Annotated in this window: 15 protein-coding genes; 13 read left to right on the forward strand and 2 right to left on the reverse strand. The window is 66.3% G+C overall.

The features are described from left to right. Window positions 1–80: 80 nt before the first annotated feature. The 9 genes from AC3WUF_RS12215 (at window position 81) to AC3WUF_RS12255 (ending at window position 9,504) form a co-directional block, all read left to right on the forward strand. Window positions 81–887 carry a red chlorophyll catabolite reductase gene (locus AC3WUF_RS12215; protein WP_492425911.1) on the forward strand — a complete coding sequence of 269 codons (807 nt, stop codon included), beginning with the start codon at window positions 81–83 and terminating at the stop codon, window positions 885–887. A gap of 153 nt (window positions 888–1,040) precedes the next feature. Beyond that, a complete protein-coding gene (locus AC3WUF_RS12220) occupies window positions 1,041–2,027 on the forward strand; it encodes an alpha/beta hydrolase family protein (RefSeq protein ID WP_492425913.1) in 987 nt (328 codons plus the stop codon). 58 nt (window positions 2,028–2,085) lie between these two features. Continuing rightward, complete coding sequence (locus AC3WUF_RS12225; RefSeq protein ID WP_492425915.1) at window positions 2,086–3,042, forward strand: hypothetical protein; 957 nt, start codon at window positions 2,086–2,088, stop codon at window positions 3,040–3,042. Window positions 3,043–3,047: 5 nt separating this feature from the next. After that, entirely contained in the window at window positions 3,048–4,256 is a 1,209-nt protein-coding gene (locus AC3WUF_RS12230; protein WP_492425917.1) for a CaiB/BaiF CoA transferase family protein, read from the forward strand. Window positions 4,257–4,261: 5 nt separating this feature from the next. Beyond that, window positions 4,262–5,173, forward strand: a complete 912-nt coding sequence (locus AC3WUF_RS12235) for a hydroxymethylglutaryl-CoA lyase (RefSeq protein WP_492425919.1) — start codon at window positions 4,262–4,264, stop codon at window positions 5,171–5,173. 5 nt (window positions 5,174–5,178) lie between these two features. Next, a complete protein-coding gene (leuC, locus tag AC3WUF_RS12240) occupies window positions 5,179–6,609 on the forward strand; it encodes a 3-isopropylmalate dehydratase large subunit (protein WP_492425921.1) in 1,431 nt (476 codons plus the stop codon). 105 nt (window positions 6,610–6,714) lie between these two features. After that, complete coding sequence (locus AC3WUF_RS12245) at window positions 6,715–7,383, forward strand: hypothetical protein (RefSeq protein ID WP_492425923.1); 669 nt, start codon at window positions 6,715–6,717, stop codon at window positions 7,381–7,383. A 12-nt stretch (window positions 7,384–7,395) separates the two neighbouring features. Continuing rightward, on the forward strand, window positions 7,396–8,046 hold the full coding sequence (locus tag AC3WUF_RS12250; protein WP_492425925.1) for a glutathione S-transferase family protein: 651 nt from the start codon (window positions 7,396–7,398) through the stop codon (window positions 8,044–8,046). A gap of 135 nt (window positions 8,047–8,181) precedes the next feature. After that, window positions 8,182–9,504 (forward strand): MFS transporter, encoded by a 1,323-nt coding sequence (locus AC3WUF_RS12255; protein ID WP_492425927.1) that lies wholly within the window; start codon window positions 8,182–8,184, stop codon window positions 9,502–9,504. A gap of 83 nt (window positions 9,505–9,587) precedes the next feature. Here AC3WUF_RS12255 and AC3WUF_RS12260 read toward each other — a convergent pair whose 3' ends face one another. Further along, on the reverse strand, window positions 9,588–10,049 hold the full coding sequence (locus tag AC3WUF_RS12260; protein ID WP_492425929.1) for a nuclear transport factor 2 family protein: 462 nt from the start codon (window positions 10,047–10,049) through the stop codon (window positions 9,588–9,590). A 113-nt stretch (window positions 10,050–10,162) separates the two neighbouring features. Here AC3WUF_RS12260 and AC3WUF_RS12265 point away from each other — a divergent pair, with 113 nt between their 5' ends. Further along, window positions 10,163–11,170 carry an NAD-dependent epimerase/dehydratase family protein gene (locus AC3WUF_RS12265; RefSeq protein WP_492425931.1) on the forward strand — a complete coding sequence of 336 codons (1,008 nt, stop codon included), beginning with the start codon at window positions 10,163–10,165 and terminating at the stop codon, window positions 11,168–11,170. Between the two features lie 46 nt (window positions 11,171–11,216). On the opposite strand, the gene AC3WUF_RS12270 is transcribed toward AC3WUF_RS12265, so the two are convergent. Continuing rightward, on the reverse strand, window positions 11,217–12,056 hold the full coding sequence (locus tag AC3WUF_RS12270; protein ID WP_492425933.1) for a class I SAM-dependent methyltransferase: 840 nt from the start codon (window positions 12,054–12,056) through the stop codon (window positions 11,217–11,219). 72 nt (window positions 12,057–12,128) lie between these two features. Between AC3WUF_RS12270 and AC3WUF_RS12275 the strand changes: the two genes are divergently transcribed. The 3 genes from AC3WUF_RS12275 (at window position 12,129) to AC3WUF_RS12285 (ending at window position 15,278) form a co-directional block, all read left to right on the forward strand. Further along, window positions 12,129–12,593 (forward strand): helix-turn-helix domain-containing protein, encoded by a 465-nt coding sequence (locus AC3WUF_RS12275; RefSeq protein ID WP_492425935.1) that lies wholly within the window; start codon window positions 12,129–12,131, stop codon window positions 12,591–12,593. A 67-nt stretch (window positions 12,594–12,660) separates the two neighbouring features. After that, complete coding sequence (locus AC3WUF_RS12280) at window positions 12,661–14,025, forward strand: DUF1329 domain-containing protein (RefSeq protein WP_492425937.1); 1,365 nt, start codon at window positions 12,661–12,663, stop codon at window positions 14,023–14,025. 50 nt (window positions 14,026–14,075) lie between these two features. After that, window positions 14,076–15,278, forward strand: a complete 1,203-nt coding sequence (locus AC3WUF_RS12285; RefSeq protein ID WP_492425939.1) for an MFS transporter — start codon at window positions 14,076–14,078, stop codon at window positions 15,276–15,278. Window positions 15,279–15,376 lie beyond the last annotated feature (98 nt).

Below are 15,376 nucleotides of genomic sequence, written 5' to 3' on the forward strand. Positions count from 1 at the left end.
AGGCTTTAAATGTATCATACATATATCATTAGGCGATCAAGTCCAGACGATCCGATGTTTGCCCACGGAGCTGCCAGCAAATGAGTGACACCATCCTCACGTCCATCGAGGAAATGGTCGATTCCGCCCCCGCGCTGGATCGCCAGTCGACGTTCGACCAGCTGTGGGCGCTGACCAGCGAGCTGTTCGACCGCGTGCAGTCGCGCTTTGCGCTGACCCGCGATGCCAGCTGCGACGACCTGATGCCCTATAAAGGCATCGACGGTGCCGGCGGTTACCTGGCGAGCTACAGCGGCCCGCAGATCGATTGGCTGGTGCACTCCTGGACCGGCAATCCGAAGGCGACGTTCACCAACATGCACCTGACGGTCGGCCTCGGCGCCCACATCGATGCGCCGCACCTCGGCTTCGCGCTCGGCACCACGCCGGACTTCTTTGTCTATATGGATTACCTGCCGCGCCGCGACCTGTGGACGCGGCCGGACTACTGCGACAAATACTACGGCGCCGCCAACCAGGCCTACCTCGCGCTGCAGGCAAACCCCTCGTTCCGGCCCTTCATCAGCCGCGACTTCTACACCCGCGTTGCGCAGAGCCCGGCAAGCCTGTGCTACGGCGCCGTCGTCAATGACGACAACCTGGCGACGATCCGCAAGGCCGCGCACGCGCATCTCGACAACTGGTTCAAGCTGGTTGACGACGCAACCCCGATGAGCGGCGCCGAGCGCAGTGCGCTGGCCGAGCGCGACCTGCTGATCCGCCGCACGATCACCGAACGCGACCCGGCGAACGTCGTGGTCGAGAAACTGTTCACGAAGGAGCTTGGCCAGCGGCTGGTGCGCCAGCTGTGGGGTGGCGACCGCAAGCTGCCGCGGCCGACGGCTTGAGATGACCACAGAATCCCGTTCGCATCGAGTGCCGCGCGCGGAGCGCGCGGTGTATCGAGATGCCGCAGCCGCAGCGCGAATGTCTCGATACACCGGCTTCGCCGGCACTCGACACGAACGGAGTGTGTGCACGCGGCTTGGGGAAATGCACTGATGTCCGGCACCCCAATGATCCGCGCCCTGTTCCGCTCGGTGCCCATGCCGACCGGCAGCCTGTCCTGCAAGGTCTACTACCCCGCCGTCTACGGCGCGACGCCGCTGGAAAACAATACCGGCAGCATCCCCGCCGTGAAGCCCGCCGCCCCGTACCCGCTCGCGATTCTGATGCCCGGCATCAACGTCAGCCCGGAGGCCTACGGCTGGCTGGCGACGGCGCTCGCCGAAGCCGGCTTCGTCACGACGATCTACGGCTGGATCGTCGAGGAAATGCCCGGCATGACGGCGCTGAGTCCGGGCCTGGATATCAGCGCCCTGTCACCGGCCGACTACGGCACCCGGCCGTCGGCGTCCGCGCTCGCCGCCGTCATCGCCGACCTGCGCCAGCAGAACCTCAGCGGTCCGCTCGCCGGCTTGCTCGACCTCGACCGCATCCTACTCGGCGGCCATTCCGCCGGCGGCAGCGTCGCGCTGTTCAATGCGCGGCCCGACTGGTTCCCCGGCCTGCGCGCGGTGTTCGCCTACGGCGCGCACAGCAAGGCCTCGACCGCGCTCGGTTATCCGGACAACGCACTGCTCGCGCTGCCGGATGCATTGCCGACGCTGCTGCTCGGCGGCAGTGAAGACGGCGTCATCGCCGCCAGCGCGTTCCGTTACGGCACGAGCGGCAACAGCGAACCCGATCCGACCGGGCCGGTCGTCCGCACCTTCGATGAAGGCATCCGCAGCACCCGCGGCGACTGCCATCTGGCAATCCTGCGCGGCGCCAACCATTTCTCGCCGACCTATCCGGCGGACACCGTCACCGGCCGGCCCTTTCTCGACTGGCCGACGACGCGGCCGGACGCCGAGATCCGCAGCGACCTGGCGCGCCTGATCACGCTGTTCGGCCTGGCCTACGTCGCCGACGACGCGACCGCCGTCGTCCGCTTGCAGCGGGACATCAGCGACAGCGCGATCACCGCGCACCGGCAGCGCCGCTGACAAGTTCACCTCATATTGTTATAGTTTTATAACAATACAGATCACAACAGGGTCCGTCATGGCAGCGCAACCAAGCAACTGGCAGCAATTGATCACCGGCGACTGGCATGGCATGCCGGCGCTGTTCAAGCCGGACGGCACCCAGGTCGCGTTCAACCGTGTCACGCGTTCCAGCGTGTTCGAGAACGGCCGCACGACGTATTACATGCACACGAACTTCGACGGCGCGGATGTCTTCACGAGCCGCTTCCAGATTCCGGAGTTCGCTTTCGGCGTCATCGACTCCGACAAGGACCGCATCTATACCGGGCCGGATTTCTACGGCACCGGCCGGCCGTTCGGTCCGCTGGTGCATTCCGAGTACTTCAGCCCCGGCTGGAACGTGCAGCTGCGCACGATCAACCACATCGTCGCCGACCGCGGCCTGCAGGTGTATTCGTCGCAGCTGTTCGAAGGCAACTGCCAGGTCGCCGTGTTCAACGGCCTGTACATCAACACCCGCGACAAGGGCCCCGAGACCGACGCGCGCGTCGAGGCACACATCGCCAGCGAGCGCCTCAACGCCAAGCGGCCGTTCGTGCTGCCGGTCAAGCACAGCGGCCAGTGGCGCGGCGAGATGGCGGTCTACAACAGCGAGCAGGAATACGTCGGCACGAACAATGTCGTCATCGACTACCTGCCGCTGGACCTGCTGCGCGCGCGCATCGATGTGACGATCACGGGCGTCATCGAGCGCAAGTACAGCTACCTGCGTTCGCGCGAATCGAACCACCACCAGTTCCACGGCCCGGATGTCTTCGGCAACGGCATGTCCTTCGGCCGTTACTGCTATTCGCGCGGGCATTTCCTCGGCAAGGCCGAGCATTTCGACAGCCGCGAGACGCTGATCGACGACCAGTTCAGCCTGTGCTGCTACTGGCAGTTCATGAAATCGCAGAAGGAGCAGTACAACACCTTCGGCGTGCTCGACTGGACCGAAGGCGAAGACGTGCTGAAGCCGAAGTACCTGGGCTGATCCGGATGTCCGCACCCAACAAACCACTGGCCGGAGTCCGCATCCTCGACCTGACGCATATGCTGTCGGGCCCCTACGGCGCGATGATCCTCGCCGACCTCGGCGCCGACGTCATCAAGGTCGAGCCGCTCGAAGGCGAAGGCACACGCAGACTGCTCGCCAGCGATCCGGCCAACTCCATCGACGGCATGGGCGCCTACTTCCTGACGCTGAACCGCAACAAGCGCAGCGTCTGCATCGATCTAAAGTCGGCCGACGGTCTCGAACTGTTCTATCAACTGGTCGAGCACAGCGACATCGTCATCAACAATTTCGGCGCCGGCGTGCCGCAGCGGCTGCGCATCGATCATGCAAGCCTCGCGGCACGCAATCCGCGCATCATCACCTGCTCGATCACCGGCTTCGGTTCCAGCGGCCCGAACCATCAACGCCCGGCTTTCGACCAGGTCGCGCAGGCGGTCGGCGGCGGCATGTCGATCACCGGCATCGATGCGGTGACGCCGGTGCGTGCCGGCATCCCGATCGGCGATCTCGGCGGCGGCGCCTTTTCGGTGATGGGCATCCTCGCCGCGCTGCTGGAACGCGAGCGCTCCGGCAAGGGCCAGGACGTCGACATCTCAATGGTCGACTGCCAGATCTCGCTGCTGAACTACATGGCGACGATGCATTTCCTGTCCGGCGAGAATCCGCTGCCGATCGGCAACGCGCATTTCGTCCACGTGCCGTACAACAGCTATCGCGTGCAGGACGGCTTCATCATCGTCGCCGTCATCACCGACAACTTCTGGCACAACCTCAAGGAAGTCGTGAACGTCGCGGCGTTCGCCGACCCGAAGTACGACCGCCAGCCGGGCCGGCTCGCCGACAAGGATTTCATCGATACGAAACTCGGCGAGATCTTTGCGACGAACACGCAGCAACATTGGCTGGCCCAGCTCGACGCCAAGCGCATCCCCTGCGCGCCGATCAACAATTTCGGCCAGGCCCTGCGCGATCCGCAGGTGGTCCATCGCAACATGGTCGTCGAGCTGCAGCATCCGAACGGCAAGACGACCAAGGCCCCGGGCAGTCCGCTGAAGTTCTCGCGCACGAACGAGGAGACGTTCTCCTCGCCGCCTCTGCTTGGCCAGCACACCGACGAGGTCCTGCAGTCTCTGCTCGGCATGCCTGCGGAACGCATCAGCGCGCTGCGCGAACAGCAGACGATCCGCTGAACGCCATGGCCGAGTCCGTCATCGTCAACGACGTCGGCCCGCGCGACGGCCTGCAGAACCAGCCGCGCATCCTCGCGCCGGCCCAGCGCCTGCAGCTGATTGACGCGCTGCTCGCTGCCGGCATCCGGCACATCGAAGTCGGTTCCTTCGTCTCGCCGAAGGCCGTGCCGGCGATGGCCGGCACCGATGAGCTGGCGGCACAACTGCCGGCCGGTCGTGCCGAATACTCGGCGCTGATCCCGAACCGCAAGGGTTACGAACTGGCGCGTGCCGCCGGCATCCGTTCCATGGTGCTCGTCGTCGCCGCCAGCGACACGATGAACCAGAAGAACATCCGCATGAGCACGGCCGGTGCGCTCGATGTCTGCACGGAGGTGCTCGCGCAGGCGAAGTCCGACGGCCTCGCCGTGCAAGCCTGCATCGCGACGGCCTGGGAATGCCCCTTTGAAGGACCGACGCCACAGCAGCGCGTGTCCGAGCTCGCCGCACGCCTGCTGGCCGACGGTGCGAGCCAGATCGTCGTCGCCGATACGATCGGCGCCGCGAATCCGGCGCAGGTGCGCAAGCTGATGCAGCGCCTGGCCGGCGAAGTCGGCGCCGCCGCACTCACCTGCCATTTCCACGACACCAGGGCGATGGGCGTTGCCAATGCCTACGCCGCGCTGGAGGCTGGCATCCGCCGCTTCGATGCGTCGATCGGCGGCCTCGGCGGTTGCCCCTTCGCACCCGGCGCGACCGGCAATGTCGCGACCGAGGATCTGGTGATGATGCTCAAGCTGATGGGCTTCGAGACCGGCATCGACATCGACAAACTGCTCGACGCCTCCAGACTCGCGGGCGAACTGACCGGCACCACGACCGGCGGCCGCTCGATGGCCTGGCTGTCGCGCAACACGGCGCGGATTCCGGGTCAGTAAGGGACATGCGGCAGTTCAACCCACCACGCACGCTGTACAACAAGCTGTGGGATGCGCATGTCGTCAGCAGCCGCGCGGATGGCGACAGCCTGCTCTACATCGATCGCGTCATCCTGCATGAGGTGACTTCCGCGCAGGCCTTCGCCGGCCTGCAAATGGCCGATCGCCAACCCTGGCGCAGCCGCAGCCTGTTCGCAGTCGCCGATCACCAGGTGCCGACCACCGACCGCGCGCGCGGCATGGCCGGCTTTGCCGATCCGATGGCGCGCCTGCAGGTGCAGACGCTCGACGACAACTGCGATCGCTACGGCATCGACCAGTTCAAGTTGCTCGATGCGCGGCAAGGCATCGTTCATGTCGTTGGCCCGGAACAGGGCATCAGCCTGCCCGGCATGACGGTCGTCTGCGGCGATTCGCATACCTCCACGCATGGCGCATTGGCGAGCCTGGCACGGGGCATCGGCACCTCCGAGCTGGAGCATGTGCTGGCGACGCAATGCCTGTTGCAGCAGCAATGCCGCAGCCTGCAGGTCGATGTCGGCGGCACGCTGCCGGCCGGCGTCACGGCGAAGGATCTGGCACTGCACATCATCGGCGTGCTCGGCATCTCCGGCGGCAGCGGCTACGCGATCGAGTACAGCGGCGCGGCGGTGCGTGCGCTCGACATGGCCGGGCGCTTTACGCTGTGCAACATGACGATCGAAGCCGGTGCCCGTACCGGGCTGATCGCCTATGACGCCGTCACCGAAGCGTATGTCCGCGCAAGACCCAGGGCACCGCGGGGCGAGCTCTGGGAACGGGCGAGCGCGCATTGGCGCGCGCATCTGCATTCCGACCCCGGCGCGCAGTTCGACCGTCGCATCGCGATCGATGCGGGCGACGTCGCACCGCTCGTCACCTGGGGCACCAAGCCGGATCAGGTCATCGCCATCGATGGCCGCATTCCCCAGCTCGGCGACGCGAGCGATGCCGTGCAACGCGCCGATTGGGAGAAGGCGCTGCGCTACATGAACCTCGAAGCAGGCCAGCCGATCCGCGGACTCGCGATCGATCAGGTCTTCATCGGCTCCTGCACCAACTCGCGCATCGAAGACCTGCGCGCAGCCGCGGCGGTCGTGCGTGGCCGCAAACGCGCTGCCGGGGTTGCCCGCGCGCTGGTCGTGCCCGGGTCGGGCCTGATCAAGGCGCAGGCCGAGGCCGAAGGCCTGGACCGCATCTTCACCGACGCTGGCTTCGAGTGGCGCGAAGCCGGCTGTTCGATGTGCAATGCCATGAATCCCGATCAACTGGCACCGGGCGAGCGCTGCGCCAGCACGTCCAATCGCAATTTCGAAGGCCGCCAGGGCGCCGGCGGCCGTACGCATCTCGTCAGTCCTGCGATGGCGGCGGCGGCGGCCGTCAGCGGCCATCTGGTCGACGTGCGAGAGTTTCATTGAACATCGACGTAGTGCGACCAGCCGTCATTCCCGCGCAAGCCGGAATCCAGGACGGCGCGCGCTGCACGATCGATCCTGCCCCGCCTTCGCGAGCATGACGAGCCCATGACTTACTACCTGACGCTCAAGCTGCTGCACATCCTCGCGATGGTCTACTGGCTGGGCGGCGATCTCGGCACCTATTTCTCCAGCCGCTTCGTCGTCGATCCGAAGCTGAGCCCGGCGCAGCGCCACACCGCGCTGAAGATCATGCTCGGCTGCGACCAGGGTCCGAAACTGTGCATGCCGCTGATCTTCGCACTCGGCTTCTCGATGTCGACGCAGCTGCGGCTGATCGACGTGCCCGGCTTCGTCGACGCCGGCGTCTGGATCGTCGCGCTGGTCTGGTTCGCCAACGTCAACTACCTGTACTTCACGCAGAACCTGCAGGCCAAGGCACGGCTCGCGCAGATCGACCTGTGGTTTCGCGTGCTGATCGTCATCGCGCTGGTCGCCGCCGGCGTGCATGCGCTGCTCGCCGACAGCTTCATCAAGGCCGACTGGGTTGCCGCGAAGCTGCTCGTGTTCGCTGCGCTGGTCGCCTGCGGCATCTACATCCGCATCCAGCTGAAGCCCTTTGTCGCGGCGTTCGGCCAGCTGATGGGCAAAGGTTCTAGCCCTGAGGTCGAGCAGACGCTGAGCCGCGCCCTCGCCCGCTGCCGGCCGCCGGTTTACCTGATCTGGATCGGCCTCATCGTCAACGCCGCCTTCGGCATCCATTTGCTGAATCTGTAAAAGGAACGCGCCATGCAGCTGTACAACTCCGCCTTCTCGCCGTACGCCGCGCGCTGCCGCATCCAGATCTATCACAAGGATCTGCCGGTCGAGATCGTCGCGCCGCCGGGCGGCATGGGCTCCGACACGATCAAGGCGAAGAACGCGATCGGCAAGATTCCGGTACTCGATCTGGGCGACCGCTCGCTCGCCGAGTCCTGGGCGATCATGGAATACCTGGAGGCGACGCACCCGCAGCCGCCGATGCGGCCGGCCGATGCCCTCGGCCAGGCACAGCTGCAGGCGCTGGTGCGCTTCGCCGACCTGTATCTGGCCACTGCGCTGTTCCCGCTGTTCCGCGCGCTGCGCGGCGCGGTCGGTCCGGACGGCATCGCCGAGGCCCTGCCCGCATTGCAGACGCAGCTGCAGACGCTGGAACAACTGCTGTCGACGGCCAAGCCGCGCAGCGAGACGATCGACCTCGCCGACGCGGCGCTGCTGCCGATCGTCTGGTACGCGCGCGTCCTGGTCCGCCATTTCGGCAAGACCGATTGCCTGGACGGACTGTCGCTGACGCAGCAATGGTGGCAGCGCAGCAGCGCCGCGCCGGCGGCTGCGAAGGTGCTCGACGAAATGGAGACGGGCCTACGCGCCGCGATCCCGGCGCTGTTCCCGAGCAACTGATCAACCATCGTCATTCCCGCGAAAGCGGGACGCGTGCGCTGAAGCACGCGTTGGCGCTGCCAGAGAAATGGCACGCTCTGGATTCCCGCTTTCGCGGGAATGACGACCCAAACATTGCGCATGGAGGATGAGCCGATGCATGCAGCAGATATGACTCGCAGCACCAGGGGTCTGCGATTCCTCGGCCTGCAGCTGCAGACCGACATCCGTCGCCTGCACCTCAGCCACTTCCTGATCGCGAGCTTCGCCGCGATCATGCTGTCGTCATTCCTGCCGCAGATGCAGGCCTTCCTGTTCAGCGAGTTCCTGCAGCTGCCGCAGGAACGTCACGGCCGCGTCAGCGGCATGCTCAACTTCTGGCAGGAGATCGTCATCATCGCGGTCGTCGCCGTCGTCGGGCCGCTGTCCGACCGCTGGGGCCGCAAGCCGCTGATGGCCGCCGGCTTCCTGCTGATGGCACTCGGCATCGCGCTGCATCCGCAGGCGAGCACGGTCGGCGAACTGCTCGCCTATCGCTGCGTCTTCGCGGTCGGCGTCGCCGCCGTCATCGTCATCATGGTCACGCTGCTCGCGGACTACGTCGCCGATCAGAGCCGCGGCAAGGCCGCCGGCTACCAGGGCATCATGAACGGCCTCGGCGCCGTCGTCGCCGTGTTCCTGCTGCTCCGCCTGCCGGCGATGTTCCAGAAGAATGGCGCCACCGCAATCGAAGCCGGCACCGACACCTACTACCTGGTCGCCGGCATCGCCGCACTGGCCGGCGTGATGATGCTGTTCGGCCTCAAGAGCGGTCGCCCGCAGGCCGCCGTCGAGGCACGCCTGCCGTTCATCGACAGCCTGCGCGCCGGCTACGGCGCCGCGCGCGATCCACGCATTGCGCTCGCCTACGGCGCCTCGTTCATCGCGCGCGGCAACCTGGCGATCGTCGGCACCTTCCTGGCGTTGTGGGGTGCGAATCACGGCACGACCGAGCTGGGTCTCGATCGCGCCGCGGCGCTCGCCAAGGCCGGCATGCTGGTCGGCATGGCGCAGGGCGTGGCGCTGCTCGGCGCGCCGCTGTTCGGCATCCTCGCCGACCGCGTCGACCGCGTGAAGGCACTCGCCGTCGCGCTCGCGGTTTCAGGCACCGGCTACAGCAGCACGTTCTTCGTCCACGATCCCTTCGGCGGACTGATGATGGCGAGCGCGATGCTGATCGGCCTCGGCGAAGTCGGCTGCATCATCACCAGCGGCGTGCTGATCTCGCAGCAGAGTCCCGAACACAACCGCGGCGCGATCATCGGCACCTTCAACCTCAGCGGCGCAGTCGGCATCCTCGTCGCCAGCGTCGCCGGCGGCTGGCTGTTCGATCACTGGCGCGAGCCGGGGCCGTTCGTGGTCTTCGGCCTGCTGGCGCTCGTGATGATGGTGTGGGCGCTGCTGCTGAACCGCGGAGAGCGCCAGGGAAGCGCTGATTGACATCCGCAGCCCGGATGCAATCCGGGTTCGCGCATTCCCTGCCGGTGCAGATCCCGGGTTTCACCCGGGCTACGTGCTGACGCCTAGCGGCGCCCGGCCGGCATCCGCACCGAGAACAGCGGCGTCTGCAGATCCATGCGCAGGCGCGTCAGCTCCGAGGACTTGATGCGCCAGATGCCGTCGATCTTTTCGTAGGTCTCGTGATAGTGGCCATAGCCACGCAGCGTGAAAAACGGCGCGAGCCGCACCAGATCCTCCATCGCCCAGATGCCGTTCGCGGTCGTCGCCGAGGTCAGCGACACTTCCGGCGCATGCACATGATGGACCGTCGTGCGCGACGGCCGCCCCAGGATGCCGCGAACAAAAGCCACGAAGGCATCGCCGCCCTCGATGAGCTTGCCACCCGATGCGCGGGTGTCGCTGACGAAATCGTCGGTGAACAGGTCGCGCCAGGCGGTCCAGTCCTTGGCGTCGAGGCTGCGGCAGTAGCGCGCCTTGAGCTGCTTGAGCGCTTCGAGTTCGCGCAGTGTCGTGAGGTCATCCATACGCGCGGACATTAACAAACGGCCTGTCGCCGGTTGACACCCCAGTCATGGCAGGCAAGATCGCCTGCAGTTCTGGTCATGCGTTGCCAGGGCCGCGTCCCTAGAATCCGCTCATGCCCAGCTCTACAGACCAGCCGGTCCTGGTCACCGGCGCCAGCGGTTTCGTCGGCAGCCATATCACTCGGCTCCTGGTGCAGCGCGGCCGCAAGGTGCGCGTACTGCTGCGCAAGTCGAGCAATCAGGACGCGCTGAAAGGCCTCGACGTCGAGATCCACTATGGCGACGTGCTCGACCCGGCCTCGCTGCAGAAAGCCATGCAGGGCTGCGGCACGGTCTTCCACAGCGTGGTCGATCCGCGCTTCTGGCTCACCGATACAACACCGCTGTACCGCAACAACGTCGACGGCTTGGTCAACGCGATGGACGCCGCGCTGGCCTGCGGCGTCGGCCGCTTCATCTTCACCAGCACGATGGGCACGCTGGGCTTCAATCCCGGCGGGCCGGTGACCGAAGACATTCCGTTCAACTGGCGCGACCGCGCCTCGGGCTACATCCTCGCCCGCGTCGAGGCGGAGAACCGCTTCCTGGCGTATTGCCGCGACAAGGGCCTGCCCGGCGTCGCGCTGTGCATCGCCAACACCTACGGCCCCGAGGACTATCAGCCGACGCCGCACGGCAACATGGTGTGGCAGGTCGCCAGCGGCAAGGCGCGCGCAGCGATGAACGCCGGCGCGCCGACGGTCGACGTCCGCGATGTCGCCGAAGCGGCCCTGCTCGCCGAACAGCACGGCCGTCTCGGCGAGCGCTACATCATCGCCAACGAGTTCATCAGCAACCGCGACTTCTACGGCCAGGCCGCCGCCGCCGGCGGCCAGCTGCCGCCGAAGATCATTCCGCGCTCGCTCGCGTATGTCGTTGCGCTGATCGCCGAGACGATCTTCAAGCTGATCGGCCGCAAGGATTACCTGATCAGCACCGATGCGGTGTTCCTGTCGAATGCCTTCCAGGCGATGGACAACGGCAAGGCGCGCCGCGAGCTGCACTGGACGCCGCGGCCGATTGCCGAGACGATCAAGGACGCAGTGGCCTGGTACGCGCAGCGCAACAACCGCTCCTCGTAGCCCGGGTGAAACCCGGGTTGCACCCGGGCTACGGGCCAAGAGTGTTCTACCCCGCCCGCGCGCTGACCAACCAGCACGCCGCGTTGAAGCGCACCTGATCGCCCTGCACGTAGGGCTCGAACGCGGCGCGGACGGTCCTGATGATCTCCGAACGCAGCGGCTCCTGGATCTCCGGCAGCGCACGGCCCAGCGGACCGAGCCGGCTCAGATACATCAGCAGTTCCGACTCCGGGAAGCTGCAGGCGGTATCGAGCGGCGCGATGTCGATGTCGCCCCAGCCGCTGCCTTGCAGGATGCCACGGACCTGCTGCGGATCGGCGAGGCCGAACTGACCCGGCGCACCAATCTCGCGCTGCTCGATCTTCGGCAGCAGCGGCGCGGCGGCGCGCTCGGCCGCCGTCATGAAGGGATTGTCCTGCGGCCCGCGCCAGACGATCAGCGTCAGGTCCGCGCCTAGCCTCGCCGCGCGGCGCAGATTGCCGAACGCCGCGAGCGGATCGGCGAAGAACATCACGCCGAAGCGCGACATGATCAGATCGGCGCCGGCCGGCTCGAACGGATAAGTCTGCGCATCGCCCTGGACGAACTCGGCCGGCAGGCCTTCGCGCCGTGCACGGGCACGTGCGGCGTCCAGCATCGGCTCGGAGATGTCGACACCGACGCAGCGCGCTTGCGCACCGAGTTTGCGCGCCACCGCCAGCGTCGTCGCACCGGTGCCGCAGCCGATATCGAGCACGCCGTTGCGCGGCCGCGCAGCCGCAGCCGCCAGCAACAGCTGTTCGAACGGCAGGAACATGCCGTCGAGCAGGGCCTGCGCATCGACCCAGGCATTGCCGCCGCTGCCGTTCCAGGCTGCCGCCTGCTCATTGACGCTCAATGCATTCATCGCTGTCTCCACTTGTCTTTCCGATACCGGAAGCCGCAGCATGCAACTTCAAGTCGACTTGAGGTCAAGGGCATGCAGGAACTCGACATCGCCGCCGTCGCCGAACGTTCCGGCCTGCCGGCCTCGACGCTGCGCTATTACGAGGAGCAGGGCCTGATCCGCTCCATCGGGCGCAAGGGCCTGCGACGCATCTTCAACGATAGCGTGCTCGAACGCCTGGCGCTGATCGCGCTCGGCCGCAGCGCCGGGTTCACGCTTGACGAGATCGCCCGCATGTTCGGCGCCGACGGCAAGCCGCGCATCGACCGCAGGCTGCTGGCCGCCAAGGCAGACGAACTCGACGCGACGATCCGCAGGCTCGGTGTACTGCGCGATGGCCTGCGCCATGCCGCCGCCTGCCCTGCGCCCAGTCACATGGAATGTCCGAAGTTCGGCCGCATCGTCCGCGCGGCGGCATCGGGATCGATTGCCTCAGTGCAACAACAATTTTCCCGACGGCCCGCACGCTCTACAATCGTCCGCACGAAGCAGCGTTGAAACCAAACAAAGCGCCGGCCGGACCGCAGGTCCGGCACGGACGCGAATCCTCGAGGAGATTTGTCGCATGAAGCTTCAAGCCTGGTGGCTCGTCGGCGGCCTTGCATGCGTCGCGATGGCAGCGCAGAACGCGCAGGCCAAGGTGGCGGCCGACAAGGCTGCCGAACTCGACGGACCGAAATACAGCTGCATCGGCGCCGAGCGCGCCGGCAGCGCCAGCGGCATTCCGGAATTCAGCGGCAAGTACGAGGCGACCTGGCCCGGCGTGACGCAGAAGCACGGCTACGAACCCGGCCCCTATGCCGCCGAGAAGCCGCTGTTCAGCATCACCGCGAAGAACGTCGCGGAACATGCAGCGCACCTCAGCGCCGGCCAGAAGGCGCTGTTCGAGAAATACCCGGACGAATTCCGCATGGACGTCTATCCGAGCCACCGCGACTTCCGTGATTCGGCCGGCGTCTGCGAGCGGACCAAGAAGAACGCCCTTGAAGCCGTCGTGCAGGAAGATGGTCGCGCCGTCGACGGCACGACCGGCGCGATTCCGTTTCCGTTTCCAGCCAACGGCCTCGAAGCGATCTGGAACGTCGCCAACGCGCTGCGCGTCTACACGCAGACCGCGCAGTGCGACATCGCCGACGTCTATGGCAATGGCTCGACCGCCTGGGGCCGCATCAACTTCAAGGTGATGACCCCGGCCAACGATCCGGACAAGGCCGGCTCCTACCGCGACCGCATCAACTCCTACTTCCTGCAGGGCTATCTGCTGCCCGAGCGCGATCGCGGCTTCACCGCGGTCGGCTACCAGCCGAACGACTACTCGAAGGACGCCACGCAGTCCTGGCAGTACCTGCCCGGCGTGCGTCGCGTGCGGCAGGCACCGAATGTCGGCTTCGACTATCCGGTGCCGCCGGCCGGCCTGCGCACCGCCGACGACGACTGCGTGTTCAACGGCTCGCCCGAGCGCTACAGCTGGAAGCTGGTCGGCAGGAAGGAGATGTACATCCCGTATCACAACTTCCGCATCAACGATCCGGCGGTGAAGTACAAGGACCTGCTCGGCAAGGGCACGGTCAATCCCGACTACCTCCGCTACGAGCTGCACCGCGTGTGGGTCATCGAAGGCACGCTCAAGCCGGGTCTGCGCCACATCTACGCGAAGCGCACGGTCTACGCCGACGAGGACAGCTGGCTCGCCAGCCTCGGCGACAATTACGACCAGACCGGCATGCTGACGCGCACGCCGCTGATCACCTATTTCCGTTCGCAGGAATCCGGCACCTGGCATCGCGGCGTGTCGATCTACCACGACCTGACCTCGGGCGCCTACGAAGTCGGCTACCTCGTCAACGAGAGCAAGCAGTGGTGGCGCCTCAACACGCCGATGTCGCCGCCGATGTTCTCGCCGGAAGCCGCGGCGCGTGCGGGCCACTGAGCTGCATTCGAATCCTTTGTTCCCATTTCCTGAACCAGCGAGCAGCGGGCATGTCCACAGCGATCGGTCGTAACGAACTTCTGGTCAACTGGCGCGCGCTGCTGGCGGCCAGCCTCGGCATGAGCGCCGGCATCGGCATCATCGGCTACGTCAACAGCGTGATCGCGCCATACCTGCTTGCCGACTTCAGCTGGTCGCGCAGCCAGTTCGCGCTGGCGAGTACGGCGACCCTGCTGACGATCCTGTGCATCCCGCTGGTCGGGCGCTGCACCGACCTGTTCGGCGTGCGCCGCGTCGCGGCCGTCGGTGTCGTCGCGTTTCCCGTCAGCTTCCTGATCCTGTCCGGCATGCAAGGCGATATCAGCCTGTACTTCGCGATGCTGATCATCCAGTCGCTGCTGTGCACGACGACGTCGGCAACCGTCTACAGCCGCCTGATCGCGGAGAACTTCGTTGCCCGGCGCGGGCTCGCGCTCGGCCTGATCGCTGCTGGCCCGGCTATCGTCGGCGCCGTCGGTAGTCCGCTGCTGACCGGCTTCATCGACTCGGTCGGCTGGCGTTCCGGCTATCTGGCGATCTCGACGTTCTGCGCGGCGCTGGGTTTCGCGGCGCTGATCGTCATGCCGGCGAGAAATCCGCTCTTCGCCCAGCGCGCGGCGCAGACACCACGTCGTGCGGGCGCGGACTATCGCGCGATCGTCCGCTCGCCGGCCTTCAGGATCATCGTCATCAGTTCGGTGCTGTGCAGCCTGCCGCATGCGCTGTCGGCCTCGCAGCTCAAGCTGATGCTGACCGACCGCAACCTGACGTCGATCGAAGCCGGCTTCATGGTGTCGGTGTTCGCGACCGGCGTGATCTTCGCGCGCATCGTGTCCGGCTGGGCGCTCGACCGCTGGCCGGCGTATCTGGTCGCCGCGGTCGGTATGGGCATGCCGCTGTTCGGCCTGCTGATCCTCGCGTCGACCGCGAGCGACATCTATCTGATCGGCTTCGCGGTCTTGCTGCTCGGCATGTCCTATGGCGTCGAGGGCGACATCCTGACGTACCTGGCCGCGCGCTATTTTCCGATCGAGATCTACAGCACCGTGCTGGGCCTGCTGATGGGCAGCGTCGGCGCCGCGATGGCACTCGGCGCCGCTGTGCTCAGCATCACATTGGCGAAGACGGAAACGTATAGCCTGTTCATGACGATCTCGGCGATCGGCGTCATCATCGGCTCGGTCAACTTCTTCCGGCTCAGGCGCTTGAGTTGATCCGCAGGGCACTTTTTGCGCGGGAGCGCGTCTAAACCCGGTCGCTGCCTCGTATCAGCAGCATCACGGCAAGGATTGCCGGACTTTCAGAGGGTGAA

The organism is Fontimonas sp. FW305-C-3 (assembly GCF_058783185.1).

Coding starts and splice junctions, on each gene's coding strand:
- AC3WUF_RS12215 (WP_492425911.1), top strand. CDS start 81: ATGAGTGACACCATCCTCACGTCCATCGAGGAAATGGTCGATTCCGCC.
- AC3WUF_RS12220 (WP_492425913.1), top strand. CDS start 1,041: ATGTCCGGCACCCCAATGATCCGCGCCCTGTTCCGCTCGGTGCCCATG.
- AC3WUF_RS12225 (WP_492425915.1), top strand. CDS start 2,086: ATGGCAGCGCAACCAAGCAACTGGCAGCAATTGATCACCGGCGACTGG.
- AC3WUF_RS12230 (WP_492425917.1), top strand. CDS start 3,048: ATGTCCGCACCCAACAAACCACTGGCCGGAGTCCGCATCCTCGACCTG.
- AC3WUF_RS12235 (WP_492425919.1), top strand. CDS start 4,262: ATGGCCGAGTCCGTCATCGTCAACGACGTCGGCCCGCGCGACGGCCTG.
- leuC (WP_492425921.1), top strand. CDS start 5,179: ATGCGGCAGTTCAACCCACCACGCACGCTGTACAACAAGCTGTGGGAT.
- AC3WUF_RS12245 (WP_492425923.1), top strand. CDS start 6,715: ATGACTTACTACCTGACGCTCAAGCTGCTGCACATCCTCGCGATGGTC.
- AC3WUF_RS12250 (WP_492425925.1), top strand. CDS start 7,396: ATGCAGCTGTACAACTCCGCCTTCTCGCCGTACGCCGCGCGCTGCCGC.
- AC3WUF_RS12255 (WP_492425927.1), top strand. CDS start 8,182: ATGCATGCAGCAGATATGACTCGCAGCACCAGGGGTCTGCGATTCCTC.
- AC3WUF_RS12260 (WP_492425929.1), bottom strand. CDS start 10,049: ATGGATGACCTCACGACACTGCGCGAACTCGAAGCGCTCAAGCAGCTC.
- AC3WUF_RS12265 (WP_492425931.1), top strand. CDS start 10,163: ATGCCCAGCTCTACAGACCAGCCGGTCCTGGTCACCGGCGCCAGCGGT.
- AC3WUF_RS12270 (WP_492425933.1), bottom strand. CDS start 12,056: ATGAATGCATTGAGCGTCAATGAGCAGGCGGCAGCCTGGAACGGCAGC.
- AC3WUF_RS12275 (WP_492425935.1), top strand. CDS start 12,129: ATGCAGGAACTCGACATCGCCGCCGTCGCCGAACGTTCCGGCCTGCCG.
- AC3WUF_RS12280 (WP_492425937.1), top strand. CDS start 12,661: ATGAAGCTTCAAGCCTGGTGGCTCGTCGGCGGCCTTGCATGCGTCGCG.
- AC3WUF_RS12285 (WP_492425939.1), top strand. CDS start 14,076: ATGTCCACAGCGATCGGTCGTAACGAACTTCTGGTCAACTGGCGCGCG.